10 protein-coding genes are annotated in these 22,947 nt (G+C 38.7%); all 10 read right to left on the bottom strand.

All coding sequences use genetic code 11. From position 1 onward, the window contains the following. Nucleotides 1–69: 69 nt before the first annotated feature. The 10 genes from V7O61_RS05345 to V7O61_RS05300 all read right to left on the bottom strand — a co-directional run bounded on the left by V7O61_RS05345 (nt 70) and on the right by V7O61_RS05300 (nt 22,937). Entirely contained in the window at nt 70–1,947 is a 1,878-nt protein-coding gene (locus tag V7O61_RS05345) for a PQQ-binding-like beta-propeller repeat protein (RefSeq protein WP_407282509.1), read from the bottom strand. A 432-nt stretch (nt 1,948–2,379) separates the two neighbouring features. Continuing rightward, complete coding sequence (locus V7O61_RS05340; protein WP_407282510.1) at nt 2,380–5,616, bottom strand: PQQ-binding-like beta-propeller repeat protein; 3,237 nt, start codon at nt 5,614–5,616, stop codon at nt 2,380–2,382. A gap of 350 nt (nt 5,617–5,966) precedes the next feature. Continuing rightward, a complete protein-coding gene (locus tag V7O61_RS05335; protein WP_407347459.1) occupies nt 5,967–6,299 on the bottom strand; it encodes a hypothetical protein in 333 nt (110 codons plus the stop codon). Next, the gene (locus V7O61_RS05330; RefSeq protein ID WP_407347457.1) at nt 6,296–8,371 is read right to left on the bottom strand and encodes a DUF4430 domain-containing protein; all 2,076 of its coding nucleotides are present in this window, start codon (nt 8,369–8,371) and stop codon (nt 6,296–6,298) included. Before V7O61_RS05330 ends, V7O61_RS05335 begins: the two co-directional genes overlap by 4 nt. 259 nt (nt 8,372–8,630) lie before the next feature. Then, entirely contained in the window at nt 8,631–11,042 is a 2,412-nt protein-coding gene (locus tag V7O61_RS05325) for a DUF4430 domain-containing protein (RefSeq protein ID WP_407347455.1), read from the bottom strand. Between the two features lie 259 nt (nt 11,043–11,301). Next, nucleotides 11,302–13,695 (bottom strand): DUF4430 domain-containing protein, encoded by a 2,394-nt coding sequence (locus V7O61_RS05320; protein WP_407282513.1) that lies wholly within the window; start codon nt 13,693–13,695, stop codon nt 11,302–11,304. Between the two features lie 289 nt (nt 13,696–13,984). Beyond that, a complete protein-coding gene (locus tag V7O61_RS05315) occupies nt 13,985–15,367 on the bottom strand; it encodes a PQQ-binding-like beta-propeller repeat protein (protein WP_023844085.1) in 1,383 nt (460 codons plus the stop codon). Nucleotides 15,368–15,683: 316 nt separating this feature from the next. Next, nucleotides 15,684–17,369, bottom strand: coding sequence for a PQQ-binding-like beta-propeller repeat protein (locus tag V7O61_RS05310; RefSeq protein ID WP_023844086.1), 1,686 nt, complete (start codon nt 17,367–17,369; stop codon nt 15,684–15,686). A gap of 47 nt (nt 17,370–17,416) precedes the next feature. Beyond that, nucleotides 17,417–20,299 carry a right-handed parallel beta-helix repeat-containing protein gene (locus tag V7O61_RS05305; RefSeq protein WP_407282514.1) on the bottom strand — a complete coding sequence of 961 codons (2,883 nt, stop codon included), beginning with the start codon at nt 20,297–20,299 and terminating at the stop codon, nt 17,417–17,419. A 160-nt stretch (nt 20,300–20,459) separates the two neighbouring features. Further along, a complete protein-coding gene (locus tag V7O61_RS05300; protein ID WP_407282515.1) occupies nt 20,460–22,937 on the bottom strand; it encodes a PGF-pre-PGF domain-containing protein in 2,478 nt (825 codons plus the stop codon). Nucleotides 22,938–22,947 lie beyond the last annotated feature (10 nt).

The following is a 22,947-nucleotide window of genomic DNA, read 5'->3' as shown; positions in this document are numbered from 1 at the left end:
CACAGAAATTATGACATTAATATTTGATAAGTGAATATAAGATGCATTTTGCTATTCAGCTTTTTAGACTCATGATTTTGTAAGCCATTTATTGATTAATATCTGGATTCTGTCACCATCAATAGTAGCTCCCGTAGTTGGTGCACCCTCTCGAGTAATCCAGCAGTGAATAGCTTGCTGGAACTCATCACTACTTAACTTTTTTTCAGAATCAGAATATGGATCATCCCATGGATTCCACTCGGCAAGAGCAAAAAGATAACCGGCATCATTTCCATAATAGATAACACCATCTTTTATTACAACACCATGAAGAGTGTAATCATTCTTTTCTTCAGATGGTTGGTAATACCATTGAAGATCAGGTTCGATATTTTCAGTTGAATCTTTAAAACAATAAACTCTGCTATCTTCTGTGTTGGTTGTAAAATAAATGTATATGTCTCCATATGCATCTTCATATGCAGTAGAAATTACCGGTGATGCCTGAATACCACCATTTGCTGTATAGTTCCAGATTACTGACAGATCTGATTCATTCAGACAATAAAAATCATGATTACCTGTAAATTTGCCTGTTCCAACGTATATTCTTCCATTATAAACTGCTGGAGTAGAAGTACTTGAACCAATATAGACTTTATTTGCATCAGAGGTATCAAATTTACCTGAATATTCTACTCCAATATAGAAACAGTAACCAGCTTCTGAAACTGAATAAATACGCCCGGTTTTGGGAGAATATGTGATTGAGGCTCTTATTTCTTCCCGTTCACCATTGTAGCCAAATCCTAATAATTCTGAGACATTAACCTCATCAATTAATGTGCCATCGTCTTTATCTATCGATGTTATGTGGAGTGCATCATCCCCATATATAACGGAATTTTCAATTATTGTAGCTCCGGCATAATAGTATCCTTTTTCATCTGATGAGGAAACTCTTGACCAGACTTCGTTACCTGATTCGTCATAGCAGTAATATTTTCTATCCCCTTCCCCTTCACTTATCCATTCTCCAAAATAGATCTTACCATCATTATACAACACTGGGGTGTTTAACTGTGTTTTGTTTAGACTATCACTGCTTATGGTCTGGTTCCAGAGTTCTTCTCCCGTTAAAGCATCAAATGAATATACCCGCCCAAAAGAAACAACAAATAATTTACCATTACCATATGCGGGGGTACCAAGAACAGCAGTATCTCCAACATAGATATTCTTTGACCATTCCATATCCCCGTTATATGCATTGACAGCATAGACCGTATCATTAGCGACTACATACACCAGATCATCAACCACAATAGGTTGCACATCTATTCCTAACGCTTCATCAATGTTGTAAGTATACGTAGACCATGATTCCGTTTCATCGGGTTCCTGTATAGCTGCTCTGTCGGAAGTCACTCCGTTATTATAAATACCAGACTGAAACTGGGGCCAATCAGTATTAGTAAAAAGCAAGTCACCATCTACAGTCACTTCGCTATCTCCGGCAACTTCAGAACTAGACACAACAAAATCAGTATCTTCGAAAAATTGTCCATAAACTTCCCCGATAATAGAATAAGTACCACCGCTGATTGTTTCCGGAACCTGTACTTCATATACAATAGTCCTTCCTGAATCAGGAGATAAAGTACCATACATCATGAGCCACCCACAAGGGTCATCCTCATCTTTTTCCTGATATATCATTTCATCATTATCTATTGGAATTACTGTCCAACTATCCGGCAGATACTCCTGCAGGCCTGCAGCCGTAAATTCTTCTGATGATGAATTTATAACAACTGTGACCTGAAAACTATCACCTGGCTCTACAGTTGATGGTTCAATTGTCCGTATTGCAGTTATTTCTTCTGCAGCCATTGATATTGAAGTGAAAGAGAGTATAAAGTAAATAGAAATGAATAAAATTGAAATACATCTTCCTTTTTCCATATTAGTACCACCATAATCAGCAAAAACCAAGTATATTGAAACTTTATTTTCGTCTGTATTCTTGATACTATATGAACATTGAATAATCAATAAGATATGTTAGTTTATAAGATAAATAATATGATTTTCTTTATTGATAAAATCTTATTCTCCTGTCAACTGTACAATACTGATTGTTAATTCGTCCACAACATATACCTGTGCCATAAATAGTATTAAAAAAGTATAATCATTGATTTTCACTCAATTGTATTCGCCTTTTCTAACCAAGAAAAGAATACATGGAAAACGGAAATTTATTAGTTGTAAATTCAATAAAAATTCGAACACATGTGTTGTATCGAAAATAATGAAGAGATACAAGGTAAATTAGATAAAGATTTACTAAAAATTAAGTTAAAAAGAAAACTGAATTAAATTAATAATTCAGTCTTACCAGAACAATGGCAATGAGTATCTGGATTTCCAGTAAGAAACTATATACATTAACTCATTTTGCGATACCTTTTCATTTGTCTGTGGAATCAAATAATTGCTTTTCCAATAAGAAATAGCAGTCATAGCCTCCACCATTGACACCTGCTGTTCTGACGTAGAAGCTGGATCATTCCATGGGAACTGGTCACCTCCCACACAGTAAAGATAGCCGCCATCTGTTCCGAAATATGCTTTACCCTGAGAAACAGCGACACCCTGCAGAATATAGCCAGTGTCCGGCGGATTGTACTCCCATACAAGATTACCATCACCATCAAGACAGTATAACGTACCATTATTATTTGCTGATGTGAAGTAGATATATGGTGTATCATAATATGTTGAAACTACAGGAGAAGATTTCACACCACCTGATACGCTATATGACCATATTTCATCGCCCGTGCTGTCATCCAGACAGATCAATTCTCCCGGGTTATAATGTTCTCCCTGTCCAACATACACTTTTCCATCATATACTGCAGGTGTAGAAGTGCTGAAGATTTGCTCAGAACACCACCCATGATCTGAAAAAGTTCCATCTGTTGAATCAAACATTATTTTCCATACATAACCTGTAGGTTGTCCACTTTCTGATGTGGTGTATACATATCCATCGTTATACATCACAGAAGAACGAAATACCCCCGGATCAGCTTTTGCAAAAGATATTTCAGAGCTGACAGTACTATTAAGTGAAATCTCATCGGCAAGTTCTCCGGTTTTTCTGTCAAGACTTATGAGTCCACCTTCATGTGTGGAGAAAACAACATAATCACCAATAACAGAGGCCCCATTCCATATGAATCCCACTGTATCGGTAATTGGATATTTCCATAGAAGCGTGCCCAGATCATCATAGCAATAATAATATTTCGTATCAGAGTCCAGTGAAATACCTTCTCCAAGGTAAATTCTGTGATCATAATATGTTATCGGGCACTCAAAACTGTCATCTGTAACGTTTACAGTCCACAGGAGATCACCTTCACTGGAGTTATAAGCATATAGATTACCTCCATATGTTGCAACAAAAATATTACCATCGCCATATGCAGGAGTTGCAGAATGCAAATCTGCACTTTCCCAGGTAAACTTGGACCATCCTGTATTATCTTCATATTCCCCGGTAGTCTTGTCATAGGCAAATACTGCACCACTGGAAGATATTACATAGACCATATTCCCCTTAATTATAGGAGGAATATCAATGCAACCATCAAAGTCATCTGCACTCCATTTAACTTTAACTGAATTATCACATGGTGCATAAGCAGTTGTTATTCCATTATTGGAACTGTCACGCTGGAACTGTGACCAATCATTATCAGATAAAACCTCTACAGATGTTTCAGGTTTTACTTCAATAGACTGTATCAGTTCATTGTTACTCTCATCTTCTTCTTCAACCACACTGTTAACATCGACAGTTATTGTCAGGTCAGAGCTTCCGGTGGCTGAAGGAAGCCAATTAAACACAACATCTGTGCTCTGGGCCGGACCGAGAGAAGAAATTGTTTCACTTGCGAGTACTGTTGTGCCTTCCTTGACTTCAACGGTGAATGGATCTGCAATCATATAACCCATATTTGACACAGTTGCAGTCAGTTCATATGGCTGGTTAATATAAACTGTAGAAATACTAAGTTCTGATGGAACCAGATCAGGATTACCACTCTGAACCTCTACATCAATAGACATTTCATTGTTTGTAGTACTGATTTCAGTTATGCCATCGGAAGAAGTGACTAAAGTGATTTCATAATTGCCTGATTCAATAGGAGTCCAGTCAAAACTTACGGATTGGCTGCATGCTCCTCCAAGCACTGAAATAGTCTGACTGTCAATTTCATTACCATTAACCTGTAAGGATACAGAAACATCGTCTACATATTTATTTCCAGCATTGCTTATAGTCGCTGTAATTTCATTGGAATAATAAGGATAGGCAATTCCTGTAGGTAATTCCAGATCACCTGCTACTATATCAATAGTCGGTGTGGCTTCCGAATAAGCATACACTTTTCCACCTCTGAGTATAGTATAGATATTACCATCTGATATTGCAGTAGAGCCACCGGCTGCCTTCCATAATACATCACCTGTATATGCATTGAGTTCAACCAAACCTGTGAATCCACCAGTTGTTGTTGAACTGAATTGTGTACCAGCAAATACTTTTCCATCTGCTACAGAAACCGAATCAGTCCAGCCACCAGCGCCTTTGGTGTTCCATATGATCGAACCATTGCTAGCATTTATACAATATACATTGTTAGGAGCTGAGACGTATATATTCCCATATGCTATTGCAGGGGTGGAATCAGTACTGCCAATATTAGTCGTCCAGATTACAGAACCATCTTCCATACTAAGAGCACTTACTGAAGCTGACCCATAGAAATTAAATGCTGTAGCATACAACCGGCCATCGTCCCCAAGAGCAGCAGAGCCACAGGCACTATCAAAAGGCTGATCCCATATTTTCTCACCTGTTGTTGCGTCTACACAATAGATGTGACCACCGGGGGTTGCCAGATAATCCCAGCAGGTAAGGTAAATCTTTCCATCCTTATATGCCGGTGTACCCTGTGCATATGAGTAAGAATACGATTCATGATCTACGGTAAAATTCCATAATTCTGTTCCTGTTTCCTCGTCCAGACAATAGTAATGCATATCATTCCAATCATTGCAGAATACTTTGCCGTCAGCAATCAATGGACCACCATTACAGGAAGCCATGTTACCCGGAAGTTTGAAAGCCCATTTTATAGTTCCGTTTTCAGCATAAACACATGTAGTGTTCAGACCTGTGGATGTAAAGACCATGCCATCGTGATAGGCAGGAGATGACCAGGAACCATACTGTATAGGATCTACAGGTGTACTCCACTGCACTTCACCGGTAATCTCATCAATTGCTTTAAGCTTATTATCAGCACAGTTTACGAATACCATTCCTTCAGCGACAACCGGTGCGGAATCGCCAACTGCATTCACACTTACGTTCCACAACTCATCATATGCTTCTGGTAGTGATTCAGGATAAAATCCAGTATGTGCCATGTCTTTTTGGAATTGATGCCATGTGGTTGATCCACTTTCTTCAGCCAGTCCCACTGGTATAAAGAAAAGTGTCAGCATAACCACAGCCATAATAGGAATTATGTTCTGTATTTTCTTTTTCATGTTTATACCTCCAGGGCAGAGAAGTTTTTACAGATAACTAAATACCGAGATTGTTTGTTGGAATCCAAATGTGAAAACTGCATCCAACCATTCACAGAACCCTGAATTTAATTAGTGTCTTCCCCACCAACCAACACAATTTGTATATTATTAGTATGTGAGCTTGCTTTTGAAGCTTTCAACTTTTAAAATTTGTTGGAAATCAGAATTGATAAAAGGTAATTTCTATACCTATATTAATTTGTAAAAACAGGAAAGAAATGTTATACTAATAACTAACAAAGATTGTTGTTCAAAAAAGAAAACATCACCCGGGTTTCCCCGGATGTTTTAGAAATTCTAACTTTATTTTACTGGATCAACCAGAGGTGGATGACTTCCTGCATTCTGTCAGATGTCATTTCTGCACCTGTCTGTGGAATGTCTATCTTGTTTATCCAGCATTTGATTGCTTCCTGAAGTTCTGAGCCGGTTACAACTTCATCTTCTTCTGAACCGATATCATCCCATGGGTTCCAGTCCTCGGTAAGTTCGATGCTTGAATCACCAAGTACGTTAATATCATCGACATCCACGTTATTGACATAAGCAGATACAACACCGTCAAACTCGTAGTCATCGAGTGACTCACCGGCAGGGTACTGGATAACATATTTGATTGTCTTTGAGTCGCCTGCATTCATTGAGCCTGCCCACATCCATTCATAGGTATCAGGATCGTCAGATTCCCTGAAAAGGGCACCATCTTCGTCTGCACTTGTAAGTATCCAGTCGGAAGGTACTGTTTCGATAAGATAGAGTGCTTCAAGATACTCGTGGCTGTGATTGTGACTGTGACAAGTGTTGAATTATATTGATCAGAGTCAACGTTGAAGGTCTGGTACTTAATTGTCCTCTGGGCATCGATTGGTGTCTCATCATTTACTGTGATGCTGACGGAATAGAACACCTTGTCAAGGTCCTGGGCAAAGGTTTCTGTGTCCCATGGTGCGTAGTAGAAGCTGACAACGTCACCGTCTGAGACGGAGTTAAGACCAAGACCGTAGTCAGTAGCTTCACCGTTGACATAGATTCCCCAGCTTGCTCCTGGCCAGGACTGTGCTTCGATTCCTCCGATGCTTTCAAGGTAGAAACTGCCATAATCAGCATATGAGTCATCGTTGATGTAATATTCAACTCCTGATTCAAGAAGTGCACCAAGACATGTGCGCTGGCTGACAGGATAGGTCTCACTTGAATCTGATGCTGTAAAGTCAATGTCTGTCTCCATAACGGTTACGTTACCACTGTAGAGTTCGTTGAAAAGCTCAGATTCAATTTCACCATTACTAAATGCTGCCATGAGAGGGTATTCATCAGTACCTGATGCACCAGGACTGTAAGATGAGTCACCTATACCATCACCATCAGCATCTGAACCTGTGTAGGTATCGTAGTAGTTACCAAGGATACTGCTGTAGCTGTTGCCCTGATAAGTATAGTCGATAGCTTCAGGAGAGTGCCAGGTCAGGGATACTGTACCGTCATTAACATCGCGTACATAGGGTTCAGAGCAATCAATGAAATTATTAAGGTACAACGTCAGAGTTGCATCACCCGACACACTAATAGGACTAGAACCAGCCATCAGAGTTGATGTTGATTCAAAAAAATTTCCTCTTATTACTACATCATCACAATTTTTTACCATAACAGGATTGCCCATTCCATAATAGTTTGTAACAATATTATTTTCAATAACAACATCGCTAGTATCTGAAACTATTAATGCATTCATCATAGATGTTGAAGATAAATTCTGGAAAACATTTCCACTAACCTCAATTGAATCAAAACGAGATGCAGATATTAGTCCCGCATTAGTTAGAGTATTATTCTTAAAGGTAAAACTTCCAGAATATGACCCTACTAAAAGAACCTGATAGCCACTAAAAGTACAGTTTTCAACTAGAACTATTCCTATGGCATCGAAAGAATGTAATGAAGAATCCTTTACAGTTAGATTTACAGTATTTTCACCGTCTCCTATATCGTGTAAAGACATACCTTCGATCTCAGAATCGTTTCCACCTGTTAAATCCACTGTACTGGCATCAACAACATCCTTACCATCACCTATTATGTGGACATTATCAGGTAATGAAACGTCATCTCCTGAATATGTACCTTCGTGCCAGTAGATTGTTGCACCATCTGCTGCGTTCTCTATCTTGGTTTTGTAATCGTCTCCTTCATTAATGTGAACAACACTTGCTGCTGCAATTGTAACGGAATTGTCACCTTCTGTGGTGTTACTGCACATATCAAAAGAACCACCTACGTCTTCCATTGCTTTTACCAAACCTGTTATTGAATATGTGCCTGCGGTGGCGTTTTCAGGTACTGTAACATCATATACAATAGTTACAGGGACAGCAGGGTCAAGAGTTGAACCGGATTCGTCCACCCATGTGTGGTTTCCATCCTCTATGACATGAGAGAGTCCGTCATTATCAATTGTAGTAAGGATCCAGTGGTCCGGAAGGTCTTCCAGTATACCTGCCGTTCTCATACTGGTGCCTGTTGCAGTCAGGCTGACTGTTACCTCAAAGGTTTCCCCCGGATTTACCGTACTTGTATTTATTGTTCGTTCACCCACAACACCTGCCATTGCGGGAGATGCAAGAACCGCAACGCAGGCCAGCGTCATTAATAACATTAAAGAGAGTTTTCTCATAGATTTTTTCACTCCGTTTGTTTGTACTCCAACTTCCACCGGACTTTGATAGAAAAAGATTCTCAGAATGTGATTTGCACTGAAAATGGAATTTAATTGATATCTTATACGATTATGTTTGCTTTTCTAACCAAGGCCGGAATGTATGGAGGAAATGAGAAAGTTATTCTTTATAAATGCAAGAAAAATGCAAACAAATGTGTTTAAAAAAGATAACAATATGAATTTGATTTTTATCAAACAAAAAAGAAAACATCACCCGGGTTTCCCCGGATGTTTTAGAAATTCTAACTTTATTTTACTGGATCAACCAGAGGTGGATGACTTCCTGCATTCTGTCAGATGTCATTTCTGCACCTGTCTGTGGAATGTCTATCTTGTTTATCCAGCATTTGATTGCTTCCTGAAGTTCTGAGCCGGTTACAACTTCATCTTCTTCTGAACCGATATCATCCCATGGGTTCCAGTCCTCGGTAAGTTCGATGCTTGAATCACCAAGTACGTTAATATCATCGACATCCACGTTATTGACATAAGCAGATACAACACCGTCAAACTCGTAGTCATCGAGTGACTCACCGGCAGGGTACTGGATAACATATTTGATTGTCTTTGAGTCGCCTGCATTCATTGAACCTGCCCACATCCATTCATAAGTGTCAGGATCGTCAGATTCCCTGAACAGGGCACCATCTTCGTCTGCACTTGTAAGTACCCAGTCGGAAGGTACTGTTTCGATAAGATAGAGTGCTTCAAGATACTCGTTGGCTGTGATTGTGACTGTGACAAGTGTTGAATTATATTGGTCTGAATCAACGTTGAAGGTCTGGTACTTAATTGTCCTCTGGGCATCGATTGGCGTCTCATCATTTACTGTGATGCTGACGGAATAGAATACCTTGTCAAGGTCCTGGGCAAAGGTTTCTGTGTCCCATGGTGCGTAGTAGAAACTGACAACGTCACCGTCTGAGACGGAGTTAAGACCAAGACCGTAGTCAGTAGCTTCACCGTTGACATAGATTCCCCAGCTTGCTCCTGGCCAGGACTGTGCTTCGATTCCTCCGATGCTTTCAAGGTAGAAACTGCCATAGTCTGCATATGAGTCATCGTTGATGTAATATTCAACTCCTGATTCAAGAAGTGCACCAAGACATGTGCGCTGACTGACAGGATAGGTATCACCTGAATCTGATGCCGTAAAGTCAATATCTGTCTCCATAACGGTTACGTTACCGCTGTAGAGTTCATTGAAAAGCTCAGATTCAATTTCACCATCAGTAAATGCAGCCATGAGTGGATATTCATCAGTACCTGATGCACCAGGACTGTAAGATGAGTCACCTATACCATCACCATCAGCATCTGAACCTGTGTAGGTGTCGTAGTAGTTACCAAGGATACTGCTGTAGCTGTTGCCCTGATAGGTATAGTCGATAGCTTCAGGAGATTGCCAGTTAATAGTTGCTGAACCAGCTACGTAAGAGGAGGAATCATCATAGAAATTATTTTGGAATAGTTCTACATTGGAATTATCATCAACCCGAATTGGGCTTAAAGAATCATACTTTGATGAAATGCTTTCAAAATTGTTTTCTGATATAACAAAGTGACCTTCACCTATAGATAAGGGTGCATATTTTCCACTGTAATTAGCAATTGTATTTTTTTCAACTACACATTCATTTCCATCAATACTTATTAAAGTACTTGCAGAAGGATACAATGCATCATAGAAAACATTATCGTTGACTTCAATATTATCATAACCAGTAAGAACTATTGTAATTCTGTAATTACCATCTGCTGTTCCAATAAATGAATTATTACTAAGAACAACATTTCCATAATTCAATCCATTTGACTGAATCGTCAACATATCAGAAGATGTACAATTCTCAACTACAAGGTTACCCTGTGACAGTATCCCACGAAACTCACAATCGTTTATTGTTGCGTTTGTAATATAATTATTATAATAACCAATAATGGTAATTGAAATACTTTCTACTTCTAAGTTTTCTCCACTGACTAAATATGATTGAACATCTACAACATCCTTGCCATCACCTATTATGTGTACATTATTTGGTACAGATATACTGGATGAACCTGAATATGTACCTTCGTGCCAGTAGATTGTTGCACCATCTGCTGCGTTCTCTATCTTGGTTTTGTAATCGTCTCCTTCATTAATGTGAACAACACTTGCTGCTGCAATTGTAACGGAATTGTCACCTTCTGTGGTGTTACTGCACATATCAAAAGAACCACCTACGTCTTCCATTGCTTTTACCAAACCTGTTATTGAATATGTGCCTGCGGTGGCGTTTTCAGGTACTGTAACATCATATACAATAGTTACAGGGACAGCAGGGTCAAGAGTTGAACCGGATTCGTCCACCCATGTGTGGTTTCCATCCTCTATGACATGAGAGAGTCCGTCATTATCAATTGTAGTAAGGATCCAGTGGTCCGGAAGGTCTTCCAGTATACCTGCCGTTCTCATACTGGTGCCTGTTGCAGTCAGGCTGACTGTTACCTCAAAGGTTTCCCCCGGATTTACCGTACTTGTATTTATTGTTCGTTCACCCACAACACCTGCCATTGCGGGAGATGCAAGAACCGCAACGCAGGCCAGCGTCATTAATAACATTAAAGAGAGTTTTCTCATAGATTTTTTCACTCCGTTTGTTTGTACTCCAACTTCCACCGGACTTTGATAGAAAAAGATTCTCAGAATGTGATTTGCACTGAAAATGGAATTTAATTGATATCTTATACGATTATGTTTGCTTTTCTAACCAAGGCCGGAATGTATGGAGGAAATGAGAAAGTTATTCTTTATAAATGCAAGAAAAATGCAAACAAATGTGTTTAAAAAAGATAACAATATGAATTTGATTTTTATCAAACAAAAAAGAAAACATCACCCGGGTTTCCCCGGATGTTTTAGAAATTCTAACTTTATTTTACTGGATCAACCAGAGGTGGATGACTTCCTGCATTCTGTCAGATGTCATTTCTGCACCTGTCTGTGGAATGTCTATCTTGTTTATCCAGCATTTGATTGCTTCCTGAAGTTCTGAGCCGGTTACAACTTCATCTTCTTCTGAACCGATATCATCCCATGGGTTCCAGTCCTCGGTAAGTTCGATGCTTGAATCACCAAGTACGTTAATATCATCGACATCCACGTTATTGACATAAGCAGATACAACACCGTCAAACTCGTAGTCATCGAGTGACTCACCGGCAGGGTACTGGATAACATATTTGATTGTCTTTGAGTCGCCTGCATTCATTGAGCCTGCCCACATCCATTCATAGGTATCAGGATCGTCAGATTCCCTGAAAAGGGCACCATCTTCGTCTGCACTTGTAAGTATCCAGTCGGAAGGTACTGTTTCGATAAGATAGAGTGCTTCAAGATACTCGTTGGCTGTGATTGTGACTGTGACAAGTGTTGAATTATATTGATCAGAGTCAACGTTGAAGGTCTGGTACTTAATTGTCCTCTGGGCATCGATTGGTGTCTCATCATTTACTGTGATGCTGACGGAATAGAACACCTTGTCAAGGTCCTGGGCAAAGGTTTCTGTGTCCCATGGTGCGTAGTAGAAGCTGACAACGTCACCGTCTGAGACGGAGTTAAGACCAAGACCGTAGTCAGTAGCTTCACCGTTGACATAGATTCCCCAGCTTGCTCCTGGCCAGGACTGTGCTTCGATTCCTCCGATGCTTTCAAGGTAGAAACTGCCATAATCAGCATATGAGTCATCGTTGATGTAATATTCAACTCCTGATTCAAGAAGTGCACCAAGACATGTGCGCTGGCTGACAGGATAGGTCTCACTTGAATCTGATGCTGTAAAGTCAATGTCTGTCTCCATAACGGTTACGTTACCACTGTAGAGTTCGTTGAAAAGCTCAGATTCAATTTCACCATTACTAAATGCTGCCATGAGAGGGTATTCATCAGTACCTGATGCACCAGGACTGTAAGATGAGTCACCTATACCATCACCATCAGCATCTGAACCTGTGTAGGTATCGTAGTAGTTACCAAGGATACTGCTGTAGCTGTTGCCCTGATAAGTATAGTCGATAGCTTCAGGAGAGTGCCAGGTCAGGGACACTGTGGCACCGTTTGCCATATCTGTATTTACATACGGAGTAGAACAGTTGAAGAAGTTATTTTGATACACTGTGAAATCAGTTGCACCTGCAGCTGCAATGGGACTAGAACCAGTATATGTAGATGAAACAGTGTCAATTGTATTTCCTCTTATGACTACATCACCACCAACAGATATTGGTGCCACCATTCCAGCGTAATTTTCAATTACATTGTTTTCAATGACAGTAGTGGAGGTATCAGTAGCCATTGTAATTAATCCCATATTAGAAGCCGAATCATAATTTAGGAAAGTATTACCGATAATTTCTGCATTATCAAAATCACCAAATACTATGCTTCCCATACCATAGGCGCTCCCATCGAAAGTATTGTATTTTATGATGAGATTTCCATAGTTCAATCCATATACTTGTAAATTTATGTTACCATTATTAGAGGTAGAGGTACAGTTTTCAACGTATATATTACCTTCAGCATAAAGACTTGTAATACCACAATCTGCCACAGTTAAATTTGTAACTTTATAATTAGTACTGCCAAAAACATGTACAGTCAATCCTTCTGCTTCGATGTTTTCTCCATCAAGCAATTTCTCTTGAAAAATAACAACATCCTTTCCATCACCTATTATGTGGACATTATCAGGTAATGAAACGTCATCTCCTGAATATGTACCTTCATGCCAGTAGATTGTTGCACCAGCAGCAGCATTCTCGATCTTGCTTTTATAATCGTCTCCGTCGTTAATGTGAACAACACTTGCTGCTGCAATTGTAACGGAATTGTCACCTTTTGTGGTGTTACTGCACATATCAAAAGAACCACCAACGTCTTCCATTGCCTTTACCAGACCAGTTATTGAATATGTGCCTGCGGTGGCGTTTTCAGGTACTGTAACATCATATACAATAGTTACAGGGACAGCAGGGTCCAGAGTTGAACCGGATTCATCCACCCACGTATGATTTCCATCTTCTATGACATGAGAGAGTCCGTCATTGTCAATTGTCGTAAGGGTCCAGTAGTCCGGAAGGTCTTCCAGTATACCTGCCGTTCTCATACTGGTGCCTGTTGCAGTCAGGCTGACTGTTACCTCAAAGGTTTCCCCCGGATTAACAGTACTTGTATTTATTGTTCGTTCACCCACAACACCTGCCATTGCGGGAGATGCAAGAACCGCAATGCAGGCCAGCGTCATTAATAGCATTAAAGAGAGTTTTCTCATAGATTTTTTCACTCCGTTTATTTGTACTCCAACTTCCACCGGACTTTGATAGAAAAAGATTCTCAGAATGTGATTTGCACTGAGAAAGGAATTCGATTGATATCTTATACGATTATGTTTGCTTTTCTAACCAAGACCGGAATATGAATAATATGTGAGAAATCAATGCTATATAATACACCCAATAATGGAAACATATGTTATTCTTTATAGTAATAACAAATGAATAATTAATAGAAGAAGAAAAGAAAAAAATGCAAGGTAATCCTACGGATTACCTTGAATATACTTAAGCTGATGCTACAAACACTTTCTTATTGTCATTACCGAAAGTGATATATCCATCAGCAGCAGCTATTCCCTGAAGTGTATAGCCTGAACCAGCTGGTATCCAAGAACCGCTGTCACTAAAAGAGTTGGTATACCTATCAAATTCGTACCAGTAGAGGCCTCCAGTACCACTATTATGTGTGACATATACACGCTCTGTGAATAATATATCATACAAGCTATTGCCGGTATTTGTAGTCACGACAGGTGATGCCTTGATAGAAGATCCTAATGCAGTAGTTGTAGCTACTGGTTCATATTGGGTGAAGAAACCATCCTCCTCGTCTGCTCTATCGATTTCATATACCCTTACACTACCATCATCACTTGCAACATAAAGTTCTGATACACTTACAGCTATCGATGTTGTGGTCCTTGAACTAATCATGGAAGTATTGTCATAATCTCCAAAATCACCTGTGCTTGCGTTGAATTCAACACCAACAACATATGATTCACTTCCAGTGGGTGATGCTGTTACCGGGAAGAATATCATATTATCATCGGTAAATAACCCAGTCCATGTTCCTGGATCAATAACTGCAGCACCACGAGACATCAATGAAATGCCCATTTCGGTTGAAGCATCAAAGCTGTCTTCCAGTGTACCGTCATTCTTATCGTATGAGCGTACAACTCCTGCGTCATCGGATATTATTACGTAATCATCTGTAATAGCCGGAGCTGTGTAGTAGTGACCGTATCCTGTTGTGTCTGACCAGATTTCTGCACCGGTAGCTGCATTCATACAGTAGAAACCGCCCTGCTGTGCGACGTAGGTCCAGCTGGCTACTTCTGTCATGTTTGCGGCAGCGACGTAGATTTTGCCGTCATCGTATTTGATTGGGCTGTTAAGCTGGTATTCATCAGGAATCAATGCATCATTGTACCAGATAACTGCACCTGTAGCTGCGTTAAGAGCGTATACAGTTGTGTCTGTGGTTGTGTTTCCGTATGAAAGGCCAACGTACAGTCTGTTGTTGTCACCATCATATGCAGGTGTACCAATCTCAAAGGAACTTACATCTCCACCAATTGCTGTGTTAACCCATTCAACCTCTTCGTTTACAAGGTCAAAAGCAAACACAGTACCGTTAGAATATACATAGTAAGCAATTCCGTTTCCGATAACCGGTGCGGAATCAAATCCTGTCCATCCCGTAGCAGTATCAGTGAAAGTCCAGTTGTCACTGAAATCAGTAGGAAGGTCATCGTCTGTAACACCATTATTGTTGTTATTTCCCTGGAATGAAGCCCAGTCATCGGCAGAAGCTGCTGATGTTAACATTACAAAAACTACCCCTATGCTCAATAAGAGCATCCAGATATTTCTATTTCTCATCTTTGTATTTCTCCCAAAATTTGGTATTTAATACATCTTGAGGAACATGGCCATTGAAAGTACCTAATTCCCCAAACTCTATATTTGTCCACCATCAATGAAAACACAACAAGTATTTTCATTTGGAATAATAAAAATTAATATTAAAACATATAAACATACTTATTTTGTTCATATATGTTACCTATAAAGGAGATATCTAATTTAATAAAATTATACAGATAAAACAAAAACGAGATTCTCCTTAAATGAAATACAAATCAAAAAGAAAGAAAGGAAGGAAGAAAGTATGATAAATAATAATTTAATGCCAGTATCACATTGGGTATTTAGACTTCCAGTATGAAACAATAAGCATTATCTCATCCTGAGATATCCTGTGATCAGTATCAGGAATAACATAACCGGATTTCCAGTAAGAAATCGCAGTCATCACCTCATTCTGAGAAATAAGATTTCCTGACTCAGAATCAGGATCATTCCATGGATTCCAGTCAACACTAATACAATCCTCAACTGTTCTTGTATGTATGAAAACAGAATTTCCTGCCGTTAATGAAACATTGTAACTTCCGGATTTATTATAGGTATGCACCGGGTCTTTAATACCATAATCTTCAATTCCGTCACCATCCACATCCCATGACCATGAAGTAGCATCTGAAGAAGTATCCGTGAACTGCACAGTTAAAGGAAAATCTCCGTAAGTAACATTTACTTCAAAATCCGCAAACACATGTTGCTCTTTAACACTTTGACTATTGGCAAGCCCAAACAGGTAGCCACCATCATTTCCAAAGAAAAGCCATCCGTCAGAAATAACGACTCCCTGCAGGATATAATTATTCATCCCATTTGATGGCAGATAGTTCCATTGTTCCATAGCTTCAGTATTACCCGGATAGTCTTTTAGACAATAGACAGTTCCATCTGCACAATTAGTTGTAAAATAAATATATACCTCACCGTCACCGTCATCATACGCCCTTGAAATTGCAGGAGATGCCTTAACCCCGGCATTTGTTTCAAAATTCCATATCTCACTCAGGTCAGATTCATCCAGACAATAAAGTTTTCCCTCTGTCCAGCCGCCACAACCAACATAGACCCTGCCATTAAAAAACGAAGGAGTTGAAGTACATGCACCATCCAATTGAGCATAATTACTATCATACACATTGAAAGAACCAGTCTGATCAAAACCTATAGAATAACAATAACCACCTTTCGAAGTTAAAAAAAGCTTTTCTGAATCAGAATCATAGCTCACAGAAGATTTGAACTCTCCTGCATCATCTATAGAGAACATCTCACTGACATTAACCTCATCTATTAAAGAACCGTCATCCTTGTCCAAGGAAGTAAGATAACCTTTGGAATCCACAAATATTACAAAGTCCTCTACAACAGCAGGACCTGCCCAGTAATATCCACCTCCTGATGCTGCATCCTTTGACCAGCATTCATCTCCTGTATCCGTATAACAATAGAAAGTTCCATCATTACCATATTTATCCAAACAGTCCCCAAAATATATACGATGAGAATCATAAACTATTGGAGTATACAACCAGTTGCCAATTTGATCAGTTTCCCATATAAGCTCTCCATTCAAAGAATCAAGAGCATACACTTTACCGTTCTCTCTTGGAATGAACAAAGTACCATTACCATATGCAGGTGAACCCAACTGATAGCTAATTTGCTCAATAGTAGTGCTCCACACCACACTTCCACTGTTTTTTTGAATTGCAGATACATTACCACCTGGAAACACCATGTATAATATGTCATCAACGACAACAGAAGGGCAATCAACAGCTTCACCTGAAAAAAGCCTGTTCCACGACATACTTGAGGGAGTTGTAATAGGTGCCCTATCACAAGTTAAACCACTATTACAACTATCTTTCTGGAACTCTGTCCAGTCAGAAGCAAATGAAATATCTGCCATTGTCAGAGATGCGATCAACAGACATGACAGAAATACAACTAACTTCATACAAGCCACCATTTTTCACAATATTTTTCATTACGCTCTGCTTAAAATTACATTGAATAATTACACTTCCAGTTGGAAATGATAAGCATGATCTCATCCTGTGATATACTATGACCAGTCTCAGGAATGACATAATTAGATTTCCAGTAGGAAACAGCAATCATAACCTCATCCTGAGAAATATAACTTCCCCGATCTGAATCAGGATCATTCCACGGATTCCAGTCAGCTACTGTAATAAAACCTACTTTTGACTCCATATCATATCCACCATGATTGCTTACATTAAGACTTACAGTATAATTTCCCTCTTCTGAATAAACATGGACAGGATTCTGTTCTGTAGACAATGAAGTACCATCACCAAAGTCCCATTCCCATGAATCCGGGTTGTTGGTTGAAATATCAGAGAACTGTACAGTCAGACTTATGTTACCTGAAGTTACGTTTGCAGTAAAATCACATTCCGGCACAGGGATAACAGTTGCAACCCATGGAATATAGTCTACATTATCATTTACTGCATTTCCAACACCAGATGGATTGGTAGTTTCATGGTAAGGACCTGAATCATCACCCCACCAGTTGTAGGTAGCATTAATCTCTTCCAGTGCATGGTTCACAACACCACCGTATGCTGAACCATCTGTACCACTATATGTCTGGACGTTATCGGTTATGTTCGCTCCGGTGATCACTACGTTTATAGGCCCTGCATTGTTCTTATCAGGTTCACCAATACGTATACCTCGTTCGTTGAATGAATAGTTACCACCATTGATCTGCACACCATCAAGAACTGCATCATTAGGTGAAATATAACTGCCATCATCTCTTGCCTTGATCATAATTCCTGCACCTTCATTATATCCAAGACCATTGTTAGTAACAGTCAGGTTATTGAACACAAGGTTGGCATAGTTACCTGCCTTCAGATTGATATCAAAACCACCATTCCATATCTGGTTCCAGAAATCGCTCTTACCGTTATTATCAACAAGAACATTATTGAAAGTTGAATCTGACAGCTTTTCAACATAGATACCTTTATAATCATTTTCACTGAAACTGCTATCATCTACAGTGACAAACTGCACATTACTGGTTTCGTTTATGTCAACGGTTTTAGCAAAGTACCATCCATAATCACAGTTATCAAATGTGGAATCCTTCACTACAAAATGACTAAGGCTTGCATCAGTTGCAACCTTAAGGCCTATCTCATTCTCAACTGTGTGAGTGATTGCACCAACCACATTAACATTATCAAACTCAATATAAGAAACACTGTCATTATTGTGTACCTCAAAACCGTAAACACCGTCAGGTACTACCCTTATGTTTTTTATTAAGACAGTATCTTCTTCAGATGCTCCTGAAGCTGATAATTTGACAATTCTTTCATCCACATTCTTTTGCAATATGGAATCCACAAGCGGGTCATCTCCGCTTCCGCTACCAACTAAAGATACCTTCCTGTTGACATCAATATTCTCACTGTAAGTACCAGGCAACAGATAAATGGTGTCAACAAGGTCTGCAACTTCTATGGCATCCTGAATGCTTCCGTAAGGAGTAACATAGTATGTCATTGGTGTTGTATCAAATTCAGCTCCAAGCCATGGAGAATACACTGCATTGTCAGTGACATTATCCCCGGTTCCGACTGAATTGGTAGTTTCATGGTAAGGGCCGGTAGCATCTCCCCACCAGTTAAGTGCTGCATTAACTTCCGTAATATTAACATCTATATAAAGACCGGAATCACCATTTCCAGCAATATTATTATTGTGAATCTCTATATTGACCGGATCAGGAATATCATACCCCGGATTCCATATCTCATAATCATATACACTTATTCCATCGTAGAGATTATTCAGAATATCATTATTCTCAACGACAACAGTGTCTACACAATTGGCAATATCAATACCATATTCATTGTTCTCTACAAGATTATTGGTAACTGTAATGTCTGAACATGTGTTTGCCCAGACTTCGGATGAATATAGCTCTATTGGATAATCAGTCACACTTATAGCAACTTCATTATCATGGACATAATTGCCATCAACTGTCACATTGCTTGTATCTACAACCATAATAGCAGTTCCTGACCAGTCAGTTCCCGGCCATCCGCAATGAGATACATCATTACCCTGTATAAGTCCACTTGCACCGTAACCAAATTGAATACCATTGGGTGCCCATGTAATATCCTCACCATTATACGGACCGATAACAGTGTTGCCTATTACTTCATTATCACCGGAGTAAAGTCCGATACCTCCACGGGCAAACTGATCTATCAGATTATCCTGGATAGTAATGTTCATGGAACCATACCCTAGAATACCAAAAGTTTCCTTTCCATCTACCAGAATATTGACAAAATTGTTATCGTGGATAGAAGAAAGTATTTCACTATTATCCCGATTAACGTTCCTGCATATTACACTGCTCCACCTCTGTGATGGTGCAAAATTATTTGCATCAATAGTAAAACCGGACATTTCAACAGTAATGCACTCTGAACCATATACCGTATCATTAGAACTTGAATATGTTCCACCCAAAAGTCCTACTACATATTCAAATGTCTTCGAAGACTCAGCAATAGTTATTATTTCAGGAGACTGCGGACATTTTATCGTAGCACCTTCAGGTGCTTGCAGTTTGACGCTTTTATTAACAGTAATACTTTCTTCATATATGCCTGGCATCACAGAAATTGTATCACCCGGCAATGCATCATCTATTGCATCCTGTATCGTAGGATATACAACAATAGTACTTGCTACAGAAACACCACCTGAATTCTCTGCATAATTACAATCTACTACTAAAGTAGATGCTTCAGCAAATCCAATACACATAAAAATGATAGATAGAGTAAATACTACCCAAATAACTTTCCCAATTTTCATAAAACCACCATCTAAAATTAAGTTTGTAAAATAAATTTCATTTTTCAAGTGGGTTTAACAGAACATCTTATTTAAACATGGAAAAGTCAATAAGATATGTTATATGTAGAGCTTATAAAATGAGATTCAACACTTCTAAATCTGAATCCAAAATAAAACTCTAGACACTGCATATCGCAAATGAGGAAAAACCAGGCGTATCGGATTCAAAGATAAAATGTTCATCAGTTTCTTCAACCATTTCAGTAGGCAGATTTTGCCACATGCCATCTGCAAATCTGAAAAGAGTTATAGAGGAAATTTCTATTTCATTTTCTTCTATCCATAAGCGTTTTACCTTAAAACCTATCAAAGGAGTATCCAATGTCAACGGATCAACTCCTTCTGCAACAATCCAGATATTCAGATGCTTATATACGATTCCAGGCGGATCACTTTTCACAAGAAGTGAACGGTTCCTCAGTACTTCCACCTTAACTTCCACAGTATCAGAATAATTTTTTGTTTTTAAGCGAATATATTCTACAGGATTTTCTTCAGCATCAAAATAATAAGAAGTAAAGCCATCTGGAGAGATTTCACATGAAAGTGTATCCTTAAAAATAACATTTTCATATTTATTCTTCCTGAAAGAAAGGAAACCTTTTCTTTCCCCAATGTAAGTTCCCGTAACTGCTAATATTAAAAACAGACACAATATCCATATCCATGTATGGATACCTGATGATGAGGCATTAGTTGGAATCTGTTCCAAACCAAGAGACCCATTAGATGAAGAAATATCTTCTTCTGATGTTGAACGTAACGAATTTTCAACTGCGTTTGATGATGATTCTTTTTTGATACCTGTAATAGCAAATGGTGAAAATCCAGGTGTTTCCGATTCAAAATAGAGATAATCTTCGTCCTCTTTCACTTTTTGTGTTTCAAGTTCTTTCCAATTATTATCATTGTACCGGTACAGGGAAATCATTGATGACTGGATATCATTATCTGACACCCATGATTTTTCAACTTTAAAGGAAATTACTGCATTTTCAATGTTATCTGATGTTGCAAATCCTGTGTCACCAACCCAGATATTCATATACTTATACACCTCACCAGGAGGTGCTTCTGATACCAGGGTTGAAATTCCTTTAAGAATTTCAATTGTAGTGCTTACAACCCCGGAATTTTTCAAAGCAATAAAACTAATAGACTTTATAGGATTATCATTTGAGTTAAAAGAAAAAGTCGTAACTTTTTTAGCCAGTACATTCTGGCTTTTGGATACTTTATCCAGAATATTATCGTAATCTTCTCCAAAATAACCTCCTCCGCTGACATATCTTCCACTTGAAGAACTGCTACCGGCACTATCTGAGGATGATATTGAAGTAACATTCCATATCCATTCTTTTTGTGCACTTCCATTCTCGTTTTCAGCAAAAATTGTAAGATTATGTAATCCGTTTGGTGCTGAAGAACAATAGTAGGATGAATTCATAGAACTACAGTTTATCTGCACAATCACATCATCAAGAATCCATGTGATATTTGCGATCTCATCAGTAGTAATTTCGAATAATCTTGAAGCACCTGTTTGATCTGTTATATAGGAACTAGATGGAGATATCAAAGAAATTATGATTCTGGGATAAGCAATGATATAATCTGTTTTTTTATCAGTACTATTTCCATAATTATTTCCGGCTTCAAGAGAAACAGTATAATTTCCAGCATCAGTGTATGTGTGTACAACATTCCTGTCTGTTGAGTAAGTTCCATCACCAAAATCCCATTTCCATGAAGTGGCATTCAAAGACTGGTCTGTGAACATTACTGTTAAAGGGATCTTTCCATTTGTCACGTTACTTGCAAAATTCACAGTTGGAAAAAGATCGTTAGCTTCATTCTTAATTGTAATCACTATGGTTTCTGAATCCGTAGAATAACCATCTGAAACCGAAAATGAAATTTTATATTTGCCAGCTTCAATTCCGGTTGTGTTCCATTCAAAGACATTCCCATAAAGTGTTCCAAATTCGGCATTTGTTGAATATGTTAATTTGTCATTGTCTGAATCAGAAGCATGAATAATAATCTTTACTATATCGGAACTATTTACACTTATATCCCCTATGTTTTCAAGAACTGGAGCATTATTTTCTTTCATTTCTGCCCAGAATATTAGTTTTCCTTCCATTGAACCGATGCCAACAAATTCTTCCGGTACGTTTAGTTGCACGCCGGATTCAACATAATCATCCCTTGATATTTCTTTTTCATAACCAATCCAGGAAGTATTATCAAGTTCCAGGCCGTCCACATAAAGGTCTTTTGCAACGTCAATAACTTCAGAAGTAACATAAGTCTTTGAACTTCCTTTATTGAATATTGTAAGCTTATGCACCTCACTGGACATGCCAGCAGATAATTTTCCAAAATCAATTGTATCCGGAGTAACTATTATCGAGACTGAAGGACTTATTTTAGTAGAAAGAGAAACCACTGTTGCTTCTGAATAGGTTTCTATTTTAGTAACAACAGTTGAATTAACAGTTGAATTCTGAACTTGTTCTGAAGCATTTACAGGAAATACAAATAAGGCCAGGAAAAGTAAAAAAATAGAAAGTGATAATGTGCTTTTTTCCATCCCGTATTCA

This window comes from Methanolobus sp. WCC1 (genome assembly GCF_045690315.1).
Lineage (GTDB): Archaea > Halobacteriota > Methanosarcinia > Methanosarcinales > Methanosarcinaceae > Methanolobus > Methanolobus tindarius.
The sequence above is the reverse complement of the archived record's forward strand: the minus strand, read 5'-3'. Positions and strand labels throughout refer to the sequence as shown.